This is a genomic window from Sulfurimonas sp. HSL1-2, from assembly GCF_039645565.1.
Lineage (GTDB): Bacteria > Campylobacterota > Campylobacteria > Campylobacterales > Sulfurimonadaceae > Thiomicrolovo > Thiomicrolovo zhangzhouensis.
Map to the genome: position 1 here is coordinate 316695 of NZ_CP147914.1, position 19650 is coordinate 336344.

Below are 19650 nucleotides of genomic sequence, written 5' to 3' on the forward strand. Positions count from 1 at the left end.
AATTATGAAAACAAATAAATATTGATAAAGGCTCTAACATGATCAGACGTATTCCCTGGTGGCTCGGCGGTCTGCTGATGGCCCTGCTGCTGGGCGCGCTGGTCGCCGTGAGCATCCTGCTCCCGCTGAGGCAGGCGTTCGACGAAGCGGACCTTAACCGGCTCGGTTGAGCCGCATCCCGCGCTATACCGCAGCCGCTTCTTGCGGGAAGCAGAGGCGGAACTGCGTCCCCTTCCCCTCTTCAGAATCAAGTGTCAGCGTGATACCGTAGGCGCCGCAGATCCGTTTGACGATGGAGAGCCCCACGCCGAAGCCTCCGCCGACTTCCGTGGCACGGGTGAACTGTTCAAAGATCCGGTGCCGCTGCTCCGGTGGAATCCCCATCCCTTCATCCGTGACAGTGATGCAGCGCGCGTCCATCTCGAGATGCACGGTCGCGCCCGGCGGGGAGTATTTGACGGCGTTGCCGATGAGGTTGCCCAGCAGCAGCTGCGCCTCCGCTTCCTGGATGGCAAAGCGGAGGGGCTGGGTCTGCAGGGCGAGGTGCTGCTGTTTGCTCTCCATCAGCGGACGGTAGTATGCCGCGCTTTTTTCCGCCACCAGGGCCAGATCGATGGGGAGTGGCGTTTCCGGTTTGCGTGCGAAATTGAGGTAGGTCAGTGAGCGGTAGATGTCATAGAGCTGCCGGGTGCTCGCGGTGATGTTGCGCAGGGTCTTTTCACTGCATCCTCCCCGCAGAAGGAGCTGTTCGGCCGCCATGGTGAGGGCGGTTACAGGGGTGTTGAGTTCATGAGTGACGTCGTTGACGAAGCGTTCGGTCTGTACGACGCGCTGGTGCAGGGGACGCATGAAGAGTTTGGAAAGTGTCCAGGCGACGGTGGCGGCGAGCAGTGCGATGGCGGCCATCATCGCCAGCACGATTTCGCGCAGCTCTGCGAGCACCCCGAAGAGCGTATCGGAGCTGACGATGACATAGCGGATGTTCAGGTGCTCCTTGGGGGCATCGGAAATGAGGACCATGCGGCCGTTGTATTCGCGGTAATCGGGGAGCTCCGGAATAAGGCCGGAGGGGAGCTCCCCCGAAACAAGCCGGCCGTCTATGCCGATCAGCGCGATACGGACATCCCCGCCGTGCAGCTCGGGAATCTGCAGGGGGGTACCGTGCATATGGGCCATGATAATCGCCGTGCCGATGCGGTCTGCGATATGCTCCAGCCGGTAGTGCTCGTTGTTTTCGAAGGCGTGTTTCTGGGCCGTGTAGTACCAGAAGCCCGTCAGCAGAATAAAGAGAAAAGAGGAGACGACGTAGAGCCCCAGAAAAGAGTAGAATGAACGTTTTTCGAGTTCATTCATAGCGGTAGCCTATGCCGCGCACGGTAGTGATCCGCTCGCTGCCGACCAGTTCGCGCAGGCGGCGGATATGCGAGCGCAGAGTCGCATCGCTGGGGAGCTGGTCGAATTCCCAGAGGTTCTGGACCAGCTCCTCCGCGGAGAGGGTGCGGCCAGGATGGGCGAGGAAATACTCCAGCATCGCGGCCTCTTTCGGGGCGAGAGATTGGCGCCCCTGTGATGTTTCGATGCGTTTGGCATCCGGGTCGTAGAAGCAGTCGCCGCCGAGCAGGACCTTCTGTTTCTGCTCGATCTTGAAGAGCCGTTTGCTGTTCTCGACGCGCAGCCGCAGCTCTTCGAGGGCGAAGGGTTTTCGGATGTAGTCGTGGGCACCGGCGTCGAAACCGGCCTTGAGCCGGGCCGTGTCTTCATAGGCGGTGACGAGGATGGCGGGGGTGGTGACATTGAGTCCGCGCAGGCTCTTCAGCAGGGCGATGCCGTTCTGGCCGGGGACGTTGATGTCGAAAATGAAGAGGTCGTAGCGCTTCTGTCCGATCAGGGCCGTTGCCTCGTCAGCCGTGTAGGCCCGGTCCGTCTCGTAGTGCTCCGCAAGGTAATCGCCGACGATGTCGGAGAGCACGGGGTCGTCTTCGAGCAGCAGTATGCGCATGGCCCGCCTCCATTGGGAATCAACTATCTTAATCTTTTCACGGTTAGAAGCGGCTTTTTACCGTTTCAGTCGTTTTCGGTCAACTCCGCTTTGAGTCGTTCGTAGGTACCGATGTCGATCTCCCCGCGGGCCAGGCGCTCATCGAGGATTTCGAGGGCCCGGGAGCGGCTGCTGCGGCCGTTGCGTCCGGAAGCCACGTAAAGCACGGCGGCGATGATCAACAGGGGAAGCAGCCACCACAGCCACATCCAGCCCATGCCGAAGGTATGCATCTTCTCTCCTTTGAGGCAGGGGAGCTAAGGCTGCGGCCTTAGTTGCCCCCGCTGCACTTCTTCTGACCGCCCATGCCCTGGCCACCCATATTTTTGCCGTCCATGCCCTGCGGCATCATGGGACCGCCTTTGCGCATCTTCATGTTGCACATATTGAGCTCCTGCGTCGTTGTGGCGCTGTTGACGCAGCTCTTGACGTTGTCGAGGTGCTGCATCATCATCATACGGTCATGATCCATATCACCGTTCATCATCATTTTGCCCTGTTGCATGTTTCCTTGCTGCATCCCCATACCGTTGCACTTGCCCATTTGGGCGGCCGCCGTTGTCGTCAGTCCGAGTGCCAGCAGCGATGCCGCAGCGAGAGTGATCGTTCTCATTCTTCATCCTTTGAATGGTATTGACAAAGAGTGTAGTGGGATAGTGTGCAGAGAGTGTGCATACCGGGCCTCAGTGCGCCGCCCGTTTGAGCAGCTGCGCATTCAGGGCGACGATAACGGTGCTTATGGACATCAGCACGGCGCCGAACGCGGGGCCGATAACGATGTGCCAGGGGGCGAGTACCCCGGCCGCGAGGGGGATGGCAACGAGGTTGTAGCCGCTGGCCCACCAGAGGTTCTCTTTCATTTTGCCGTAGGTGCGGCGCGAAAGCCGTACGGCGTCCACGACGCTGCGCAGGTCGCTCTGGGTCAGGATGATGTCGGCGCTGTCGATGGCGATGTCGGTGCCTGCGCCGACGGCGATGCCGATGTCGGCCCCGAGGAGGGAGGGAGCGTCGTTGACGCCGTCGCCGACCATCGCGACACGCCTGCCCTCGGCCCGGCGCGCTTTGACAAAGGCGAGTTTCTCGTCGGGCAGCAGCCCGGCGCGGTAATGGTCGATGCCCGCCTTCTTGGCGACGGCGGTGGCGACCGCTTCGTTGTCGCCGGTCAGCATCCAGGTCTCGATGCCGAACGATTTGAGCGCCGCGACGGCATCCGCAGAGGTGTCACGGATCTTGTCATCGAGGAGGATGACACCGACGAGGCGGCGGTCGATGACGACCCAGACGGTCGTCGAGGCCGTCTTCTCGAACTGGCGCAGTGGCGGCGGGATGTCGAGGTCTTCGCGTGCAATGAGCTGCGGGCCGCCGACCATGACCTTATGCCCGTCGATCTCTGCCGAGGCCCCGATGCCCGGAAGCGCCTTGAACGCGCCGGCCTGGACCGGACGGATTCCCACACTGTCGGCATAGACGGCGACGGCGCGGGCGATGCTGTGTTCGGAGTTTTGTTCCAGTGCAGCCGCATAGGCGAGCAGGGTCTCTTCATCCTCCAGGGCCACTGTTTTGCTGACGGCAAGGCGCCCTTCGGTGACGGTCCCCGTTTTGTCGAAGCAGATCGTATCGATGCCGCGGAGGGCTTCGAACGCCTGACGGTTGCGGATAAGAATGCCCGATTTCGCCGCGAGCGATGTTGAGATGGCGACGACCAGCGGTACGGCAAGCCCCAGGGCGTGGGGACAGGCGATAATAAGCACGGTCACACTGCGCAAAACGGCATCGGCGGGGGAGAGCAGCACAGACCAGACGGCGAAGGTGCCACTCCCGGCGGCGAGCGCCGCATAGAAAAGCCACCCGGCGGCGCGGTTGGCCAGGTCCTGGGTATGCGAGCGGCTCTGCTGGGCCTCCTTGACGAGGGCGATCACCTGAGAGAGGTAGCTCTGTTCGCCGGGTTTCGTAATCCGCACACGCAGGGCACCGTCGAGGTTGAGGGCCCCCATGAAGAGCGTCTCGCCTGCCGTTTTGAAGACGGGTTTCGACTCCCCCGTGAGCAGGGCTTCGTTGACGGTGCTCTCCCCCGCTTCGACCGTGCCGTCCGCGGCAATGTTCTCGCCGGGCCGTACGAGGATGCGGTCGCCCGGCTGCAGGGCACTGACGTCGACACTTTCCGAGGTGCCGTCCCGGTTCAGGCGCGTTGCCGTTTTGGGCATCAGCCGTACGAGGTCTTCGAGGGCATTGGAGGCGCCGAGGATGCTTTTGGCTTCGATGTAGTGGCCGATGAGCATGACGTCGATCAGGGTGGCCAGCTCCCAGAAAAAGGCTTTGCCGCCGGGGAAAAAAAGGGTGGAGACCGAGTAGCCGTAGGCGACGGTGATCGCCATTGAAATCAGGGTCATCATCCCCGGTTGGCGCGATTTGAGTTCGTCCAGGGTCATCGTCAGGAAGGGTTTGCCGCCGTAAAAGTAGATGAACGTGGCAAGCAGGGCGGTGATGCCGTCACGGTAGGGGAAGTCGAAACGGATGCCGGCCCAGCCCTGGAGCATCGGCGAGAAGAGGAGGATGGGAACGGTGACGATCAGCGAAACGATGAAGCGCAGCCGCATCTCCTCCATGTGGTGCATGTGCCCCATGCCGCCGTGCCCATGCCCTGCATGCGCATGCGCAGAGTGGTCATGCGATTGACCGTGATCATGGTGCATCGTGTGGTCGTGTTCCATAGGGGCTCCTTTGTCATGCTGCTTTGTATCATCATAGAGTGATTGTGTGCACACAGTGTGCACACTATGCTGATAGGCTTTATGCAGACACCATCCGGGTGCCTCTTCAAACATTGGCCGGCACCTGGTCCAAGGAGCAGTCATGAAACGTTTGAAGGTGCAGGGAGTCCTGCTGTTTTCCCTGGCCACGGTGCTGGCGGCGCAGGACGATATCGCGCAGATGCGCGAGGAGATCACTGCGCTGAAAACATCCGTGGCCGAATTGCAGCGTGCCCGGGAGACGAACGCCGATGCCGCCTTTATGCTCTCGGGATATGCGGCGGCGGGGTATGTCTATTCCGAACACACCAACGGCGGGTTCGACCTGGTGCAGTTCTCGCCGATTTTCCAGTACGCCTATAAAGACCTTGTCCTCTTTACCGGAGAGCTTGAAACGAAAATGAATGACGATCTGGAAACGAGCGTGGAGCTGGAGTATGCCTCGGCGAGCATCTTCTTAAACGACTACATGGTGCTGGTTGCCGGGAAGTTTCTCTCCCCGCTGGGGCAGTTCCGGCAGAACCTGCACCCTTCGTGGATCAACAAACTGCCGACGGAGCCGATCGGTTTCGGGGAGGACGGCGCCGCCCCGATCTCCTTTACCGGCCTCGGCTTGCGCGGCGGGCTCCCGCTTGGGGCGCTGCCGAGCAACTACACCCTCTTCGTGGCCAATGCACCCGTGCTCGAACTCTCCGATGATAACAACACGACCATCGGCGCGATCGCGGCGGAGGGCCCTACATCCTCCGATACCGCGGGCTATACCGTCGGGCTGCGTTATGCCGTAGATCCGCTGCCCAACTGCGAGATCGGTGTCTCCGGTGCGTACGGCAAGGCGGCACTCGAAGGTGAATCGAAACGCGATTACAGCGTGTTCGACGCGGACCTCTCGTGGCACTACGACGGCGCGGATCTGAAAGCGGAATACAGCCAGCAGAAAGTCGGGAAGCAAAACAGCAGTATCGCCCCCGACGCCTTCACCTGGAAAGCGTGGTATGCGCAGCTGGCCTACCAGTTCGATGCGCTGTCCCTCGAGCCCGTCGTGCGCTACGGGGCGTTCCGCCCGGCCGATTCCGACCTCGACCGCGACCAGGTCTCCGTGGGGCTCAACTATCTGTTCGCCCCGAGCGTTATCGCCAAGGTGGCGTACGAATTCAATAATGCGGACAAGGCGCCGGAGTACGATGACAACCGCGTCCTGGCCCAGTTTGCCTTCGGTTTTTAGGAGGGGATGATGAACCGGTTTGCACAATTAATCTGTATCCAGGCGATGGTGGCTGGTGCCCTTTGCGCGGCGCCCGCCGGTGAGGGCGACCCTGTCAACGGGGCGAAGGTGTGGGCCGACACCTGTGTACGGTGCCACAACATGAGGCCCCCTTCGAACCTTTCCGAACGCGCATGGCGCATCTCCATGCAGCACATGCGGGTCCGCGCCAACCTGACGGGCAAAGAGGCGCGTGATACGCTGGCGTTTATTCTGCAATCGAAAGAGTGAGCGCGGCGCGGACTTTGAGGCCGCCTGCCCCCTTTATGGGGGCATTCCCACCTTTTTTATTTCGACACGTTGTACTCGAGCGTCAGCTTGCCGGTGTCGGGGTCCCGGACGCAGTCGTAGACCGCTTCAACCGTCTTCGCATTCATGACGCATCCCATGCGCGGGTCGTCCGTTGACATCTGGGTGAGGACAGAGCGCTGTTTCTTCGCCAGTTCCGAACTGCCGCTGACCATATTGGCCCCGCATTTGCCGGCCCCGCATTTCATGGCACCGGCGGTAGGGGTGTCGGAGGCTTTTTTCTGATCGCTGCAGCCTGTCAGGGCGACGAGCGCTGCGAGCAGCGCGGTGGTATAAAGAGTCTGTTTCATCTGTTTTCCTTTTGTGTGGTGTGGGCAGTGTTGCCCGGTTGTTTGTTCAAGTGGCGCCGCTCGTACATTTCGTAGAGAATCGGGATGATGAGGAGGCTGAGCAGTGCCGAGGTGACGATCCCGCCGAGCATCGGGGCGGCGATGCGCTGCATCACCTCGCTGCCGACCCCGTGGGTGTACATGATGGGGGCGAGGCCGGCGAGGATGGAAAAGACCGTCATCAGCTTGGGCCGCACCCGTTTGACGGCCCCCTCATTGATCGCCGCCTTCAGGGCTTGGGCGTCGAAACGTTCGCCCAGCGCCGCGCGGGAGGCCTCCACGCTGTCGGTGAGGTAGACGATCATGACGATGGCCGTCTCCGCGGCGATCCCCAGCAGGGCGAGGAAACCGACGATGACGGCGATGCTCATGCTGAAACCGAGCATCCAGACGTAGACGACCCCGCCCAGCAGCGCAAAGGGCAGTGTCAGGAAGACGATCAGGGTCGCGGCGAAGCGCCGCAGCGAGAGGTAGATGAGCAGCAAAATCACCGCCAGCACCGCCGGGATGATCCAGCGCATCTTCTCCATGGCCGAGGCGAGGTACTCCGCCTGGCCCGCCCACTCCATGTGGTAGCCCGGCGGCAGCGGGAAGTCCGTGAGTGCCTTCAGGGCCGCTTCTTTGTAGGCGACGGCGCCCACGCCCGGGCGCGGCGTGATGTAGACATAGGTGACCGGCGTCGCCATTTCGCTCTTGATGACCGAGGCGCTTTCACGGTAGCGGACGTCGGCGAAGGTAGAGAGGGGGACGAACCCCAGCGGCGTCTTGACGGGAAGGGCGCGGATATCGTCGAGGTTCCGCCGCTCATCCTCCTCGAGCCGCAGGGCGACCGGGTAGCGTTCGATCCCTTTGTAGAGCGTCGTCACCTTCATCCCGCCGATGGCCGCGCGGGTGGTTTCGAGCAGGGCCGTCTTTGCCAGCCCGTAGCGCTGCAGCGCCGTTTCGTCGATGTCGATGTCGATATAGTAGCCCGCGGCGGAGCGGTCGGCGAAGACCGACTGGGATTCGGGCAGCGGCATCAGTTTCTGTTCGATGGCTTGTGCCAGCCGCTGCAGCGTCGCGGCGTCGCTACCGTAGAGTTTGATGCCCACGGGGGTGCGGATGCCGCTTAGGAGCATATCGATCCGGCCGCGGATGGGGTAGGTCCAGGAGTTGACAAGCCCGGGGACCTGGAGGGCCGCTTCCATATCGTTTCGCAGCTGCTCGTAGGTCATTCCTTCCCGCCACTGGGAGGGATCTTTGAAAGTAATGATGGTCTCCAGCATCCCCAGGGGAGCGGGGTCGGTGGCAGTGTCGGCGCGCCCCCCTTTGCCGAAGACCGTCTCCACCTCGGGGAAGCTCTTGAGGATCTTGTCCGTCTTCTGCGTCAGCGCCTTGCTCTGGTCGATGCTGATCCCGAACGGCGTCACCGGCATGTACATGAACGTCTGTTCATTGAGCATCGGCATGAACTCCCACTCGAGCTTCTCGTACAGCGGCGCGATGGCGACGAGCAGCGCGAGGGAGGCGGCCAGGACGACGTAGCGCAGCTTCAGCCCCCACGCCAGCAGGGGCTGGTAGAGCCAGAGGAAGAAGCGGTTGATGGGGTTGGCGGTCTCTTCGCGGATGGGGCCGCGGATAAAGGAGACCATCAGCACCGGCACCAGCGTGACGGCGAGAATGGCGCCCGCGGACATGGCGAAGGTTTTGGTGAAGGCCAGCGGGGTAAACAGCAGCCCCTCCTCGCCCGAGAGCGCGAAAATGGGGAGGAAAGAGACGACGACGAGGGCGAGGGCGAAGAAGATGGGGCGTCCCACCTGCTGCGCCGCCGCCACGACCGTCTCAGCGTGTTCGGCCGGTGTGAGCTCGCGGCCCAGCTCCCCGCGCTTTTTACGCAGCCGCTTATGGGCGTTTTCGATCATGACGATGCTCGCGTCCACGACGGTACCGAGCGCAATGGCGATCCCGCCGAGGCTCATGATGTTGCTGCCGATGCCGGCCAGTTTCATCAGCCCGAAGGTCGCACCGATGACGAGCGGCAGCACGAGCAGCACGATGAGCGAAGAGCGCAGGTGCATCAGGAAGAGGCCGATGATGATCACGACGATGACGCTCTCCTCGACGAGGGTGTCAGTCAGGGTACCGATCGCCTTGTCGATCAGCCCGGAGCGGTCGTAGGTGGTGACGACGTCGACGCCGTCGATATGCAGGGCGGCCATTTTCGCCTTGATCCGCTTGATGACGCTGTAGACGTCCTCGCCGTAACGTACCATGACGATCCCGCCGACGACCTCGCCCTCGCCGTTAAGGTCCGCCACACCGCGGCGGGCGGCGGGGACTACTTCCACCCTCCCCAGCTGCGCGAGGGTGACGGGGATGCCGTTTTTGACGGTGACGATGAGCTTTCCGATGGAATCCAGATCTTTGAGGTAGCCCTTCGCCTGCACCATCCATTCGAAGCCGTTCTGGATGACGATACGCCCGCCGGTGTCGTTGTTGTTCTGCCGCAGCACCCGCGCGACGTCGCCGACGGAGAGGCCGTAGCGGATGAGGGCGTCGTTGTTGACGGTGAGCTGGAAGGTCGGTACGAAGCCGCCCACGGTGGCCACGTCGCTGACGCCGTCGACGCCCATCAGGGCGTATTTGAAGTAGTAGTCCTGCAGGGTGCGCAGCTCGGCGAGGCTCTTCGTTTTCGACGTCAGGGCGTACTCATAGACCCAGCCCACCCCCGAGGCGTCCGGCCCCAGGGCGACTTCCATCCCCTCGGGCAGTTTGCTCTGGATGGCGGCAAGCTGCTCCAGGACCCGTGACCGGGCCCAGTAGAGATCAGTCCCCTCCTTGAAGATGATATAGACGAGCGCGTTTTCATAGGTGGAGAAGCCGCGCACGGTGCGGATGTCGGCGATGGAGAGGAACTGCGACACCAGGGGGTAGGTCCCCTGGTCCTCGACGATTTCGGGGCTCTGCCCCTTCCAGGTGACCTGCACGATTACCTGGGGCGGGGAGAGGTCCGGCAGGGCGTCGAGCGGCGTCGTCATCATCGCCCGGTAGGCGCCGAAGATGAGAAAGAGCGTCGCCATAAGGACGAGAAACCGGTTTTTGACGCTGAAGGCGATAAGACGTTCGATCATTCCCTACTCCAGTCCGCTGATCTGGGCGTCGGCGTCGAGCATGAAGAGGGCGTCGCCGGCGACTTCATCCCCGGCGTTCAAGCCCGAAACGACCTCGAAACGATCCTTGTCGAGGGGTTTGACCACGATCTTGACAGGTTCGAAAACCCCCTTGAAATCCCCGGCGCGGAAAACGTACCATCCGCCGTGCTTGCGCAGCACCGCCGTGCGGGGGAGGGTGAGCAGCGGCAATGCCGCCGCCGCCGCAGTGACCGTGGCGTACATGCCCGGCAGCAGCTCGCCGCGCGGGTTGTCGACGGCGAGACGCAGGGTGACCGTGGCCGCCTTGGGGTCGATGTCGGGGTAGAGCGTGAGTTTTTTGGCGGGGTAGGCCCGCTCCACGCCGCTGGCCCTGACGGTGAAATTGTTCAGAGAGGCGAGCCGCGGCAGTTCCTGCTGGTAGAGCGCGGCCTCGACCCAGACGCGCTCAAGGTTGACGATGGTAAAGAGCTTCATGCCCGCTTTGAAGGCGGAGCCCTCAACGACGCTCTTTTCAAAAAGCCACCCCGATGCCGGGGCGTGGATCGTGGTGAGGGAGGCGGCTTTCATCCCGGAGCGGACCGCGTCGATCTCGGCGCGGCTGACACCGAGCAGCGTCAGTTTTTTGCGGAGGCTGCGCAGCATCTCCGGGCTGGGGCGCGTCGCGTTGAAACGCAGGGCGGTGAGGTAATCCTCCTTCGCCTGGAGCACTTCGGGCGAGTAGACCTCGGCCAGCGCCTCGCCCTTCTTGACCCGGCGGTAGCGTGTATCGGCGTAGAGTTTCTGGACATAGCCGCCGAACCGCGGCGATACGTCGTACATGCGGGAATCTTCGGCGCGGACATAGCCGTAGTTGGTCTGCGCCCGCGCGGCGCTGGTCTGCTGCACTTTGACCGTTTTGACGGCGAAGAGCTGTTCGACGCTCGGCCGCTCATCGGCACATAGCAGCAGGGGCAGCAGGGCTGCGAGCACTAGGATGTGTTGTCTCATTTGATCTCTCCCGTCAATGCTTTGAGGCGCGCGCCGGCGCGGAGGTAGTCGGCTTTCGCGGCGATGCGCTGTTCGTCGAAGCGAAGCTTGCGTTCAAGCAGGTCGAAATAGTTGAAGAGGTCGCTGCCGCTGCGCAGTTTCGCGTCGCTGAGATCGACCATGTGTTCCACCTGGGGCAGGCTCTCCTCGGTGATGATGCGGTAGGTGCGGTAGGCCTCGGTCAGCGCCGCGTACGCCGCTTCGATCTCGCTGCGAAGCTGCAGGCGGTAGTCGGCGGCCGCTTCCGCTGCTGCCAGCTCCGCCTGCCGCGCCGCTTCGGTGTCGTCGCGCTCCGCGCCGTAGAGCGGCAGCGCCGCGCCGACGGTGACGCTCAGGTAGTCGGGGTGGGCTTCGCGGTAGTAGTAGCCGACCATCACGAAGGGGTCGGCGTTGGCCGAGAGCGCTTTGACCTTCGTCTCCGCCGCCGCGGCCTTTTGGTCGGCCGCTTTGACGCGGTAGATCCGGTTGTTCTCCAGCTGCTGCAGGTAGGTCTCCAGGGGCGGCGGGGGCGTGACCGCTTCGTCGGCCTCGACGGTGTCGAAGGGGGCCTGTACGAGGTAGGCCAGACGCGCTTTCTGCGCCGTGAGCATCGCCGTAAGCTTTTCCCGGCGCACGGCGATGTCGGAGCGGAGCAGTTCGGCGGACATTATTCCCATATGGCGGTCGCGCTGGGTGGAGGCGTAGGCGGTGTTGAGGGTGATGTTCTGGTTTGTTAGTTCCAGGTAGTTTTGCAAGACGCCCAGGCGCGCGTTCAGTTCGGCGACGGTGTAGGCGCGCAGCCGGATCCGCTTGGCCAGCTCCGCCTGCGCCGCCTCGAGGGAGGCGAAGAGCACGGCTTTCTGTGCCCGCACCTTCTCACCCGCCGCGCCGCGCTTCCCGAACCAGGGGAATTTCTGCTTCAGGGTGACGGAGGTGAACTGCATCGGCTCGAGGGTGCGGTCCGTGGGGTCGTCGAACTGGACGTCGTTGATGCCAACGAGCAGCTCCGGGTTGGCGAAGAGGGTGCTTTTGTCCTCCATGGCGTCATAGGCGCCGAGGCGCTGTTCGATCATCTTCAGCGAGTGGTGCTGTTCTAGCGCGCGGTCGATCAGGGTGTCGATCCCCTCGGCCCGGAGCGCGGCGGCAGCGAGCAGCAGGGCTAAGAGCGGACGGAACATCGGTCTCCTTTTGAGTGAATAGGGAATGATACTGGTGCTGTGTGTAAGAAGTGTGCAGGTCAACCTTAGCGCCCGGACATAAAAACGGTAAGATTGACGGATAAAAGCGTGTTATAAAACGTTTCGTCGGACAATGGCGTTTTTGGAAGAAGGGAAAGCAATGGAGTATCTGGTCCTCTTTTGGGGTGCGCTTGTCGACCTGAGCAATGCGATGGCCCCCTATATCGTTTTCGGCCTCCTCTTCGCGGGGGTCCTGCATGAGCTCGTGCCCGATGCGCTGGTCACGAAGCACCTGGGCAGCGACAACGTGGCCTCCGTCGTCAAGTCGACCCTCTTCGGCATTCCGCTGCCGGTCTGCTCCTGCGGGGTGATCCCGCTGGCGACCTCCATCAAGAAGAGCGGGGCGAGCCACGGCGCGACGCTCAGTTTCCTCATCTCGACGCCCATCACGGGGGTGGATTCCATTCTCGCGACCTACGGGATGTTCGGGTGGGCCTTTACCCTCTACCGCGTCTTCACCTCCATGCTCATGGCGATGATTGCCGGGATCCTGACAAACCTGTTCGGTTCGGAGCCTGAACCCGCGCCCGCGCCGAAGGCCCCGGCCTTCTCGATGGCCGCCCCGCCGAAACAGGCCGCGCCGGTCGGCTTCAGCATGGCGTCTCCCCAAAAAGAGGAGGAGAGCTGCTGCAGCTCCGGCTGCGGCTGCGAAACGGAGGAGAAAAAACGTTTTGCGCCCGGCGGGGCACTGCGCTACGCCTTCGTGACCCTGCTCGGCGACATCGCCAAACCGCTCTTCTGGGGACTCATCGTCGGGGCGCTGATCACGGTGGCGATCCCCGAGGACCTTGGCACACTGCTGGCCGAGAACAGCTGGCTCTCCTACCTCATTGTCATCGCCGTCGCCGTGCCGATGTACGTTTGCGCGACGGCGTCTTTGCCGATCGCGGCGGGGCTGATGCTCTCGGGGGTGAGCGCCGGGGCGGCCTTCGTCTTCCTCAGCGCGGGCCCCGCGACCAACACCGTCACCATCGGCGTCGTGAAAAAGATGTTGGGAACAAGGGCCCTCGCCATCTACCTGGGCACCATCACCGTCGCCAGCGTCGTTTTCGGGCTCATGCTCGACTGGCTCTTTATCCGGGCCGAGATCGACCCGAAGGCACTGGTGCATCTGCATGAAGAGGCGGGCATCATCGCCGTCGCTTCGTCACTGCTGCTCTGGGGGCTGGTACTTTACTTTATCGCCAAACCGTGGTTCGCGAAAAAAGAGGCGTGCTGTTCGGGGGAGTCCTGCGGCTGCGAAAAGTGATCGGACTCAGTGCAAAAATGCGGGCTTGAACCACTCGATCAGTCCCATGCCGATCTCGACGGCGATAAGGACGATGATGATCCACTCCAGAAACGAACTGTGCTTATGGTTGGTGATATCCATGACCATGATGATATCGTCCTTGATGCTGCCGAGCTTGTAACTGACGACTTCGAAACGGTCGCTGAGTTCCAATGCGGTTGCCAGGCTGTTGTAGAGCGCTTCGGCATCGGCGTTGTCCCATAAAATGTTGGGTTTGTCCAGCAGGTAGAGGTCGATAAGGAGGTCGTGGCGGATAAGCACGAGCTGCTTGGCGAAACGGGCGAGACGGGTCCGTTTGAAGAGCGAATAGCTGTCGGAATCCTCGATCAGGGTCCGGCTCCGTTCGGAGTAGTCGGCCAGCTTCTGTTCATAAACGTCCAGGGCAACGCTCTGGGCGATCACATAGGCGATGATGACCATATTCAGATCCGAGGCGCTTTGAAGGGTGATCGCTTCATTGCTGACGGTAAACGGGGAGGTCAGCGCCGGGTCGAAGCAGATATTGTAGTCCTGGTAGACCATCTGTTTCATGTCATGTTCGGCGGCATCGATCCCGAGCGCCTGAAGCAGGGCGATGCGTTCGGGCGGCGGCATGTTGACCATCGCCAGTACGTTGAACTGCGTGAAGACGACGATAAAGTCATCTTTGCGCAGATAGTAGGTTCCTTCCAGCCGTTTCTGCATCTCCGCCCCGAGGGCAAGCTGGAGCCTCTTGTAGTTCAGCGGTTTGGGGAGATAGAGGGCGAGCAGTTCTGTGGATGCCGTATTCACAGGAGACTCCGTAATTGAAATAACACAGCATAGCATTTTTCGGGGCGATCGGCAGCAGAGTTGATTATATCAATAAATATTGATATATTTACGGCTGAACTTTCGGTGAGGACGGAACTTATGTTGACGGCAGCCCTGCTTTTTCTTGTGACACTTCTTTTCGTCATCTGGCAGCCCAGGGGGCTCCAGATCGGTACGACGGCCGTCATCGGCGCCATCATAGCCGTCGTACTCGGCGTCGTAAGTATCGGTGACGTCTGGACGGTGACGGGAATAGTCTGGGATGCGACGCTCGCCTTTATCGGGATCATCCTCCTCTCTCTTGTCCTGGACGAGATCGGCTTCTTCGAGTGGGCGGCGCTGAAGATGGCAAAGCTTTCCGGCGGCAGCGGCAACAAAATGTTCGTCTACATCCTGTTGCTCGGCGCCCTGGTGGCGGCCTTCTTCGCCAACGACGGGGCGGCGCTGATCCTCACACCGATCCTGCTGGCGAAGATGAAACACCTGAAAATGAACCCCGTTGCCGTGTTCGCCTTTTTGATGGCGGGGGGCTTTATCGGCGACAGCGCCTCCAACCCGCTGGTGATCTCCAACCTCACCAACATCGTCACGGCGGGCTATTTCAACCTTGGGTTCTGGGAGTACGCACAGGCGATGTTCCTGCCGAACCTTTTGAGCATTATTGCTTCGATCATTGTGCTCTGGCTCTATTTCCGCAAAGATATCCCGCTCAAAGTCGACGTCTCTGAACTCCCCGAGCCCGCCAGTGTCATCAAGAATATGACGATGTTTAAGCTCAGCTGGGGCTTTCTCGCCCTTTTGATGGCGGGCTACTTTATCGGCGACCGCTATGACCTCCCTGTTTCCCTCTTCGCCCTGGGCGGGGCGGTTATTTTCCTCTTCATCGCCAACTACTACAAGGCGGTCAAACCCATAATGACCGTCAAGGCGGCGCCGTGGCAGGTCGTCTGGTTTTCCATAGGCCTCTACGTCGTTGTCTACGGCCTGAAAAACGCGGGGCTGACCGATTACCTTGCCGATGCCGTATCGGCGATGGCGGCGCAGGGAGAAGCAGTTGCGGTTATCGGGACCGGCTTCCTCTCCGCCGGCCTCAGTGCCGTGATGAACAATATGCCCACCATTATGATCATGGACATCGCCATCGCCGACGCGGGCCAGAATGCCCTTGCGTACGCGAACATCCTCGGGGCAAACCTGGGGCCGAAGATGACGCCGATCGGCTCGCTGGCGACCCTTCTCTGGCTGCATGTCCTTGCCAATAAAGGCGTGAAAATAGGGTGGGGGGAGTATATGAAAGTCGGCCTTGTCATTACGCCGCCTGTTCTGCTGGCGGCGTTGGTCGGGTTGCTTTTCTAAAGGGTTTTTTGTTCCCTTTCTTCTTTGCTCGCACAAAGAAGAAACCGAACCCGAAAGAAGAAAGTGCGAAAGGCTGCCGCTTTCGGGAGATTCCAAGCGTCATAGGTCCGCTCGACCCGCTAATTTCCGTTTCGGCCTTGACAGAAGAAGCGGATTGTCGCACGTTTCTCTTAACTCTTAACTCTTAACTCTTAACTCTTAACTCTTAACTCTTAACTCTTAACTCTTAACTCTTAACTAAATCGTGCAGTGGTCCTTGTGGATCTCCCTGCTTTTGGGGTAGGGGTCGATGGAGAGCAGGAAGACCGGGAGCAGGAGCAGGTCGGTGGCGAGGGAGAGGGTGATGAGCTCAGCACCGAATTTGCCGATGTCACGCAGGCTCGCGATCGATGTCATCATCAGCGACGCGAAGAAGATGACGAGCACGAAGGCGCCGATGACGACGGGGACGGCACCGTAGAAGAAGGTGATCTCCAGGGCGTGTTTGCGGCTGCGGCCGAAGAAGCGGGCGCGGAAATATTTGAAGGCGAAGTGCACCGTCGCGTCGGAACCAAGCCCGACGGAGATGGACATGGCAATGAGCATCTCGAGGTTGACGGGGGTATCGAGCATCTCCATGGCCAGCCCAAACCAGGCAATGGGGATGGCATTGGTGATGAAGCCGATGTAGATCATCCGCCCCGACCCGAAGATGATCCCCATGATGAGCCCGATGATGACAAGGGCCGTAAAGAGCGAGGCGGCGAGCACGACAATCTGCTGCTGTTTGGCGCTGCGTACGAGGGTCTGGACGTCGCTGAAGTGCAGGGGGAGGGCCTGGTAGCCGCGCAGGTAGGTGAGCAGCGCTGCCGTATCGACGCCGGGTTCCATGAAAAGGGTAAGTTTCAGGGTCTGTTTTTCGTCATCGAAGTAGCGCTGGTTGAGGTCGTACATGTCGATAAAGAAGAGCGCACGCAGGATTGCCTGGTCGTCCATCGGCTCACCGGGGGCTTCGGCCTGGTGGATGAGGTGCAGCAGCGCGGCGACGCTGTCGACCCTGTTGACGCTGGCGAAACGGTGTGTCAATTCCGAGGCGAAGGTGTCGATCTGTTCCACGGTGGCGGGGTCGATCTCGTCGAACGGCACGGTGAGAACGAGGGTGCGGCCGCTCTGCCCTGGGGAGAGAAGCAGGTCGGCGCGGGTCAGAAAGAGGCTGAGGCCCAGCAGCAGGATGCCGATGGTGGCCAGGTTGAGCAGGCGCAGAAGTTTGGGATTGTACTCCAGTTCCCGGCTGACGAAGTAGTAGACGGGCCGGCTGAAACGCACCCGGGGGTGGCGCACCCGGAAATAGCTGAGCAGTGCAATCAGCAGGGTCGTGTTGAGCAGCAGTGCAATGAGGGAGGCGCCGATGATACTGATACTGAGCATCCGGACGATCTCGTTTTCCGAAAAGAGCAGGGTTCCCAGCCCCACGGCGGTGATGACCGTGGTCCAGAGTGCTGGGGTGACGGTCCGGTTGAGGGACTTGAGTAGGGCGCGGTGGGAGTCGTCGCGGTACTGGGTGACATGCCAACGGTAGTAGAAGTAGAGATAGTCTACCAGGGCAATGGCGATAATAATGAGCCCCAGGGCGAGATGCAGTTCGTGCAGTCCGGTGATGAGGTAGATGAGTTCAAAGGTAAAGAGCAGGGTGCCCGAGACGACAATGAGTGCGGCGAAGGCGGAGACGTAGTTGTGAAAGATGAACCGGAAAAAGAAGATGACGGCCAGGACGATCAGCCCCAGGTAGAGCAGGGTCTGCCGGTAGCTGAAGCTGCTGTCGGTCTCATCGAGCGTATAGGCGAAAGGGATGGAAAGCTGTGCTTCGGCCAGCCGTTCATCCCCGTAGAGGTAGAAGTCAAAGGCGTCGAAGTGCTCCGTAACGTAGCGGCGGTAGGCGTCGGGCAGGGCGCGGATGAATGCGTACGCCTGGGCCGCGTTCAGTTCGGAGAGGGGAAGGGCCTTGATGAGCGACGACCCCTCGGTTGCCTTGTCGTTGTAGATGTATCGGCTGCTAAAGAGCGAATCGACGTGCCGTACCCCCGGGACCTCTGTCAGCTGCGTATGGAGCGCCGCCAGTTTCGCCTTGGTGTCGTCGTCGAACCGGTCGACGTAGACCCGAAGGTGCTGCACGTTTTCCGGTACGATCCCCAGGGCCTTCGTCATGGCCAGCTCCTGCGAACCTCCCAGCCAGAACCGTTCGTCGCTGAGGACAAAACTGAAACGCCCCAGGGAGAGCGTCAGGATTGCAAGCAGCAGGAAAAGCCCGATCACGGCGGCACGGTTACGGGCAATGAAGGTGACGTAGCGGCTGACTTTGGGGGTCTCTTGGTATCTCATGGCTGCTTCTTTTTGTCGAGGATGAGGTAGGGGCGTTTGTCGACGCCGATCTGCTCCGCCGCCGTCTTGATACGGGCGACTTTGACGTGGATCGAGGGCGGGGTGAGGCGGTTGAGTTTGGGCAGGGGCGCGCGCCCCTGCATATAGTCCAGCATTGCCTCTTTGGGACGGGGGGCGTTGTAGATGGCGTTAATGACGGCCTCGGACTTGAACATGGGGTGGGCGTAGAGAAAAAAGTAGTAGTGGTAACGCTCCTGCATCTTATCACTCTCGGTGATCATGCCGACGAAATCCCGCGAATGGGGGCAGCGCGGATCGATAAAGGCGTACACGTCCGTCGGGCCTTTTCCCAGTTCGATGGCATCGTCCCTTATGGTGAGCAGAACGGGCAGCACTTCGTTCAGTGGTTTTTTGGCGGTTGCCCCGGCGGCATAAGGGACGATAAACAGCAGAACCGACAACAGGCTGAAGAACAGAAATTTCATGATGAATGACGATTATAGTATACCTTCTTCCCATTTGGAGGTATAAATAGAACAAATAGGTGGCAGCCGGAGGGGTTTCGTCATCCTAAAGTGCTACAATAATAGGCAATACAAACGGCTGCAGGAGAGAGAGTATGGACGAAGTTTACAACCTGGCGATCATCGGGGCGGGCCCCGCGGGAATCGCCGCAGCGGTAGAGAGCTACCTGCTGGGGATGCGCGACATCATCATCCTGGAGAAGGGGCAGAGCCACAACGAGACGATCCGGAAATATTACAAGGACAACAAACGTGTCGACAAAGACTGGCAGGGTCAGAAGGTCGAGCTCGACGGCAACATCTACTTTATCGACGGCACGAAAGAGAGCACCCTCGACTTTTTCGATGAGGTACTGGAGAAACACTCTGTCAAACTGCAGACGCAGACGGAAGTGCAGAAGATCGTCAGAGGCGACGACGGCATCTTCGATGTCATGGTCCCCGGCGGCAGCATCCGTGCGCGCTATGTTGTCGTCACCATCGGCCGGATGGGCAAACCGAACAAACCCGATTACAAGATTCCGCCTTCGATCCGCAAACAGGTCAACTACACCCTCGACGACGTGACGGAGAACGAGAAGATTCTTGTTGTCGGCGGGGGGGATTCGGCGGTCGAGTATGCCGTCGACCTGGCCACGAAAAACAATGTGGCCATCTGCTACCGCCGTGCGACGTTCCGACGCGCCAACCCGACGAACCAGACCGATATCGCCAATGCCATTGCCCATGGCGAGGTACGCCCTATTCTCAATACAAACATCGAAGGCCTTGAAGAGGAGGACGGCAAAGTGAAGGTGATCTTCGAAGATCGCGAGCCGGAGACCTTTGACCGCGTCGTTTACGCCATCGGCGGGACGACACCGAGTGCCTTCCTGACGGGATCGGGCATTGGGATCGAAGAGGGGTGCCCGGTCCACGATGAAAACTACGAGAGCGACGTCCCGGGCATCTTTGTTGCCGGGGATATCACCCAGGAGCGTGGTGGCTCCATCGCACTTGGGCTGAACCACGGATTCTATATCGCGCGGCACATTCTCGACAACGACAAGACGCTGCGGCGTGACGACGACGTTATCAAGCGGCTCAATTAAGGGCTTGAAGACTGAGTGGGCAACCAAGGATGGCGTGATCTACAGGCGAATGTATTTGAAAACATTATTGGACTCTCGCAGATTACGATATGAGTGAAAGAAAGCAGGACTTTAACATTCAACGAGAGTGTTTTTTCATTTGATGAACGTTCTTTGGTGAGAGATGATGTTTCT

At 60.6% G+C, this 19650-nt stretch carries 18 protein-coding genes; 6 read left to right on the forward strand and 12 right to left on the reverse strand.

Annotated elements, in window-relative coordinates:
* Positions 1-38 precede the first annotated feature (38 nt).
* On the forward strand, positions 39-170 hold the full coding sequence (locus tag WCX18_RS01660) for a hypothetical protein (RefSeq protein WP_345989014.1): 132 nt from the start codon (positions 39-41) through the stop codon (positions 168-170).
* Positions 171-183: 13 nt separating this feature from the next.
* Here the strand turns inward: WCX18_RS01660 and WCX18_RS01665 are convergent, their stop codons facing one another.
* The 5 genes from WCX18_RS01665 to WCX18_RS01685 all read right to left on the reverse strand — a co-directional run bounded on the left by WCX18_RS01665 (position 184) and on the right by WCX18_RS01685 (position 4749).
* Positions 184-1353, reverse strand: a complete 1170-nt coding sequence (locus WCX18_RS01665; RefSeq protein WP_345989016.1) for a HAMP domain-containing sensor histidine kinase — start codon at positions 1351-1353, stop codon at positions 184-186.
* Entirely contained in the window at positions 1346-1999 is a 654-nt protein-coding gene (locus tag WCX18_RS01670) for a response regulator transcription factor (RefSeq protein WP_345989017.1), read from the reverse strand. The genes WCX18_RS01665 and WCX18_RS01670 overlap by 8 nt, the downstream gene beginning before the upstream one ends.
* A 65-nt stretch (positions 2000-2064) precedes the next feature.
* Positions 2065-2271 (reverse strand): hypothetical protein, encoded by a 207-nt coding sequence (locus WCX18_RS01675; RefSeq protein WP_345989019.1) that lies wholly within the window; start codon positions 2269-2271, stop codon positions 2065-2067.
* 38 nt (positions 2272-2309) lie between these two features.
* The gene (locus WCX18_RS01680; RefSeq protein ID WP_345989020.1) at positions 2310-2651 is read right to left on the reverse strand and encodes a hypothetical protein; all 342 of its coding nucleotides are present in this window, start codon (positions 2649-2651) and stop codon (positions 2310-2312) included.
* A 70-nt stretch (positions 2652-2721) separates the two neighbouring features.
* Positions 2722-4749, reverse strand: coding sequence for a copper-translocating P-type ATPase (locus WCX18_RS01685; protein ID WP_345989021.1), 2028 nt, complete (start codon positions 4747-4749; stop codon positions 2722-2724).
* A gap of 142 nt (positions 4750-4891) precedes the next feature.
* Between WCX18_RS01685 and WCX18_RS01690 the strand changes: the two genes are divergently transcribed.
* Positions 4892-6013, forward strand: a complete 1122-nt coding sequence (locus tag WCX18_RS01690; RefSeq protein WP_345989023.1) for a porin — start codon at positions 4892-4894, stop codon at positions 6011-6013.
* A gap of 6 nt (positions 6014-6019) precedes the next feature.
* Positions 6020-6283, forward strand: coding sequence for a hypothetical protein (locus WCX18_RS01695; RefSeq protein WP_345989025.1), 264 nt, complete (start codon positions 6020-6022; stop codon positions 6281-6283).
* Between the two features lie 56 nt (positions 6284-6339).
* Here WCX18_RS01695 and WCX18_RS01700 read toward each other — a convergent pair whose 3' ends face one another.
* Genes WCX18_RS01700 through WCX18_RS01715 form a run of 4 tightly spaced genes read right to left on the reverse strand, consistent with a single transcriptional unit; the run spans position 6340 to position 12004 of the window.
* Complete coding sequence (locus tag WCX18_RS01700; protein WP_345989027.1) at positions 6340-6651, reverse strand: hypothetical protein; 312 nt, start codon at positions 6649-6651, stop codon at positions 6340-6342.
* Positions 6648-9800, reverse strand: coding sequence for a CusA/CzcA family heavy metal efflux RND transporter (locus WCX18_RS01705; protein WP_345989028.1), 3153 nt, complete (start codon positions 9798-9800; stop codon positions 6648-6650). Before WCX18_RS01705 ends, WCX18_RS01700 begins: the two co-directional genes overlap by 4 nt.
* A gap of 3 nt (positions 9801-9803) precedes the next feature.
* Positions 9804-10808 carry an efflux RND transporter periplasmic adaptor subunit gene (locus WCX18_RS01710; protein ID WP_345989030.1) on the reverse strand — a complete coding sequence of 335 codons (1005 nt, stop codon included), beginning with the start codon at positions 10806-10808 and terminating at the stop codon, positions 9804-9806.
* On the reverse strand, positions 10805-12004 hold the full coding sequence (locus WCX18_RS01715) for a TolC family protein (RefSeq protein ID WP_345989031.1): 1200 nt from the start codon (positions 12002-12004) through the stop codon (positions 10805-10807). Before WCX18_RS01715 ends, WCX18_RS01710 begins: the two co-directional genes overlap by 4 nt.
* Before the next feature lie 160 nt (positions 12005-12164).
* On the opposite strand from WCX18_RS01715, the gene WCX18_RS01720 reads away from it, so the two are divergent.
* Positions 12165-13313: an SO_0444 family Cu/Zn efflux transporter gene (locus tag WCX18_RS01720; protein WP_345989033.1), complete on the forward strand. Its 1149-nt coding sequence runs from the start codon at positions 12165-12167 to the stop codon at positions 13311-13313.
* 6 nt (positions 13314-13319) lie between these two features.
* Here WCX18_RS01720 and WCX18_RS01725 read toward each other — a convergent pair whose 3' ends face one another.
* A complete protein-coding gene (locus tag WCX18_RS01725; protein WP_345989035.1) occupies positions 13320-14126 on the reverse strand; it encodes an RMD1 family protein in 807 nt (268 codons plus the stop codon).
* Between the two features lie 120 nt (positions 14127-14246).
* Here WCX18_RS01725 and WCX18_RS01730 point away from each other — a divergent pair, with 120 nt between their 5' ends.
* Positions 14247-15503 carry an arsenic transporter gene (locus tag WCX18_RS01730; RefSeq protein WP_345989037.1) on the forward strand — a complete coding sequence of 419 codons (1257 nt, stop codon included), beginning with the start codon at positions 14247-14249 and terminating at the stop codon, positions 15501-15503.
* A gap of 237 nt (positions 15504-15740) precedes the next feature.
* Here the strand turns inward: WCX18_RS01730 and WCX18_RS01735 are convergent, their stop codons facing one another.
* Entirely contained in the window at positions 15741-17861 is a 2121-nt protein-coding gene (locus tag WCX18_RS01735; RefSeq protein ID WP_345989039.1) for a hypothetical protein, read from the reverse strand.
* Positions 17858-18346, reverse strand: a complete 489-nt coding sequence (locus WCX18_RS01740) for a hypothetical protein (RefSeq protein WP_345989041.1) — start codon at positions 18344-18346, stop codon at positions 17858-17860. The genes WCX18_RS01735 and WCX18_RS01740 overlap by 4 nt, the downstream gene beginning before the upstream one ends.
* Before the next feature lie 134 nt (positions 18347-18480).
* Between WCX18_RS01740 and WCX18_RS01745 the strand changes: the two genes are divergently transcribed.
* Entirely contained in the window at positions 18481-19476 is a 996-nt protein-coding gene (locus WCX18_RS01745) for an NAD(P)-binding domain-containing protein (protein ID WP_345989043.1), read from the forward strand.
* Positions 19477-19650 lie beyond the last annotated feature (174 nt).

What these genes read in the sequence shown, in the direction of transcription:
- WCX18_RS01660 (WP_345989014.1), top strand. Translation starts at nt 39, where the DNA reads ATGATCAGACGTATTCCCTGGTGGCTCGGCGGTCTGCTGATGGCCCTG.
- WCX18_RS01665 (WP_345989016.1), bottom strand. Translation starts at nt 1,353, where the DNA reads ATGAATGAACTCGAAAAACGTTCATTCTACTCTTTTCTGGGGCTCTAC.
- WCX18_RS01670 (WP_345989017.1), bottom strand. Translation starts at nt 1,999, where the DNA reads ATGCGCATACTGCTGCTCGAAGACGACCCCGTGCTCTCCGACATCGTC.
- WCX18_RS01675 (WP_345989019.1), bottom strand. Translation starts at nt 2,271, where the DNA reads ATGCATACCTTCGGCATGGGCTGGATGTGGCTGTGGTGGCTGCTTCCC.
- WCX18_RS01680 (WP_345989020.1), bottom strand. Translation starts at nt 2,651, where the DNA reads ATGAGAACGATCACTCTCGCTGCGGCATCGCTGCTGGCACTCGGACTG.
- WCX18_RS01685 (WP_345989021.1), bottom strand. Translation starts at nt 4,749, where the DNA reads ATGGAACACGACCACACGATGCACCATGATCACGGTCAATCGCATGAC.
- WCX18_RS01690 (WP_345989023.1), top strand. Translation starts at nt 4,892, where the DNA reads ATGAAACGTTTGAAGGTGCAGGGAGTCCTGCTGTTTTCCCTGGCCACG.
- WCX18_RS01695 (WP_345989025.1), top strand. Translation starts at nt 6,020, where the DNA reads ATGATGAACCGGTTTGCACAATTAATCTGTATCCAGGCGATGGTGGCT.
- WCX18_RS01700 (WP_345989027.1), bottom strand. Translation starts at nt 6,651, where the DNA reads ATGAAACAGACTCTTTATACCACCGCGCTGCTCGCAGCGCTCGTCGCC.
- WCX18_RS01705 (WP_345989028.1), bottom strand. Translation starts at nt 9,800, where the DNA reads ATGATCGAACGTCTTATCGCCTTCAGCGTCAAAAACCGGTTTCTCGTC.
- WCX18_RS01710 (WP_345989030.1), bottom strand. Translation starts at nt 10,808, where the DNA reads ATGAGACAACACATCCTAGTGCTCGCAGCCCTGCTGCCCCTGCTGCTA.
- WCX18_RS01715 (WP_345989031.1), bottom strand. Translation starts at nt 12,004, where the DNA reads ATGTTCCGTCCGCTCTTAGCCCTGCTGCTCGCTGCCGCCGCGCTCCGG.
- WCX18_RS01720 (WP_345989033.1), top strand. Translation starts at nt 12,165, where the DNA reads ATGGAGTATCTGGTCCTCTTTTGGGGTGCGCTTGTCGACCTGAGCAAT.
- WCX18_RS01730 (WP_345989037.1), top strand. Translation starts at nt 14,247, where the DNA reads ATGTTGACGGCAGCCCTGCTTTTTCTTGTGACACTTCTTTTCGTCATC.
- WCX18_RS01735 (WP_345989039.1), bottom strand. Translation starts at nt 17,861, where the DNA reads ATGAGATACCAAGAGACCCCCAAAGTCAGCCGCTACGTCACCTTCATT.
- WCX18_RS01740 (WP_345989041.1), bottom strand. Translation starts at nt 18,346, where the DNA reads ATGAAATTTCTGTTCTTCAGCCTGTTGTCGGTTCTGCTGTTTATCGTC.
- WCX18_RS01745 (WP_345989043.1), top strand. Translation starts at nt 18,481, where the DNA reads ATGGACGAAGTTTACAACCTGGCGATCATCGGGGCGGGCCCCGCGGGA.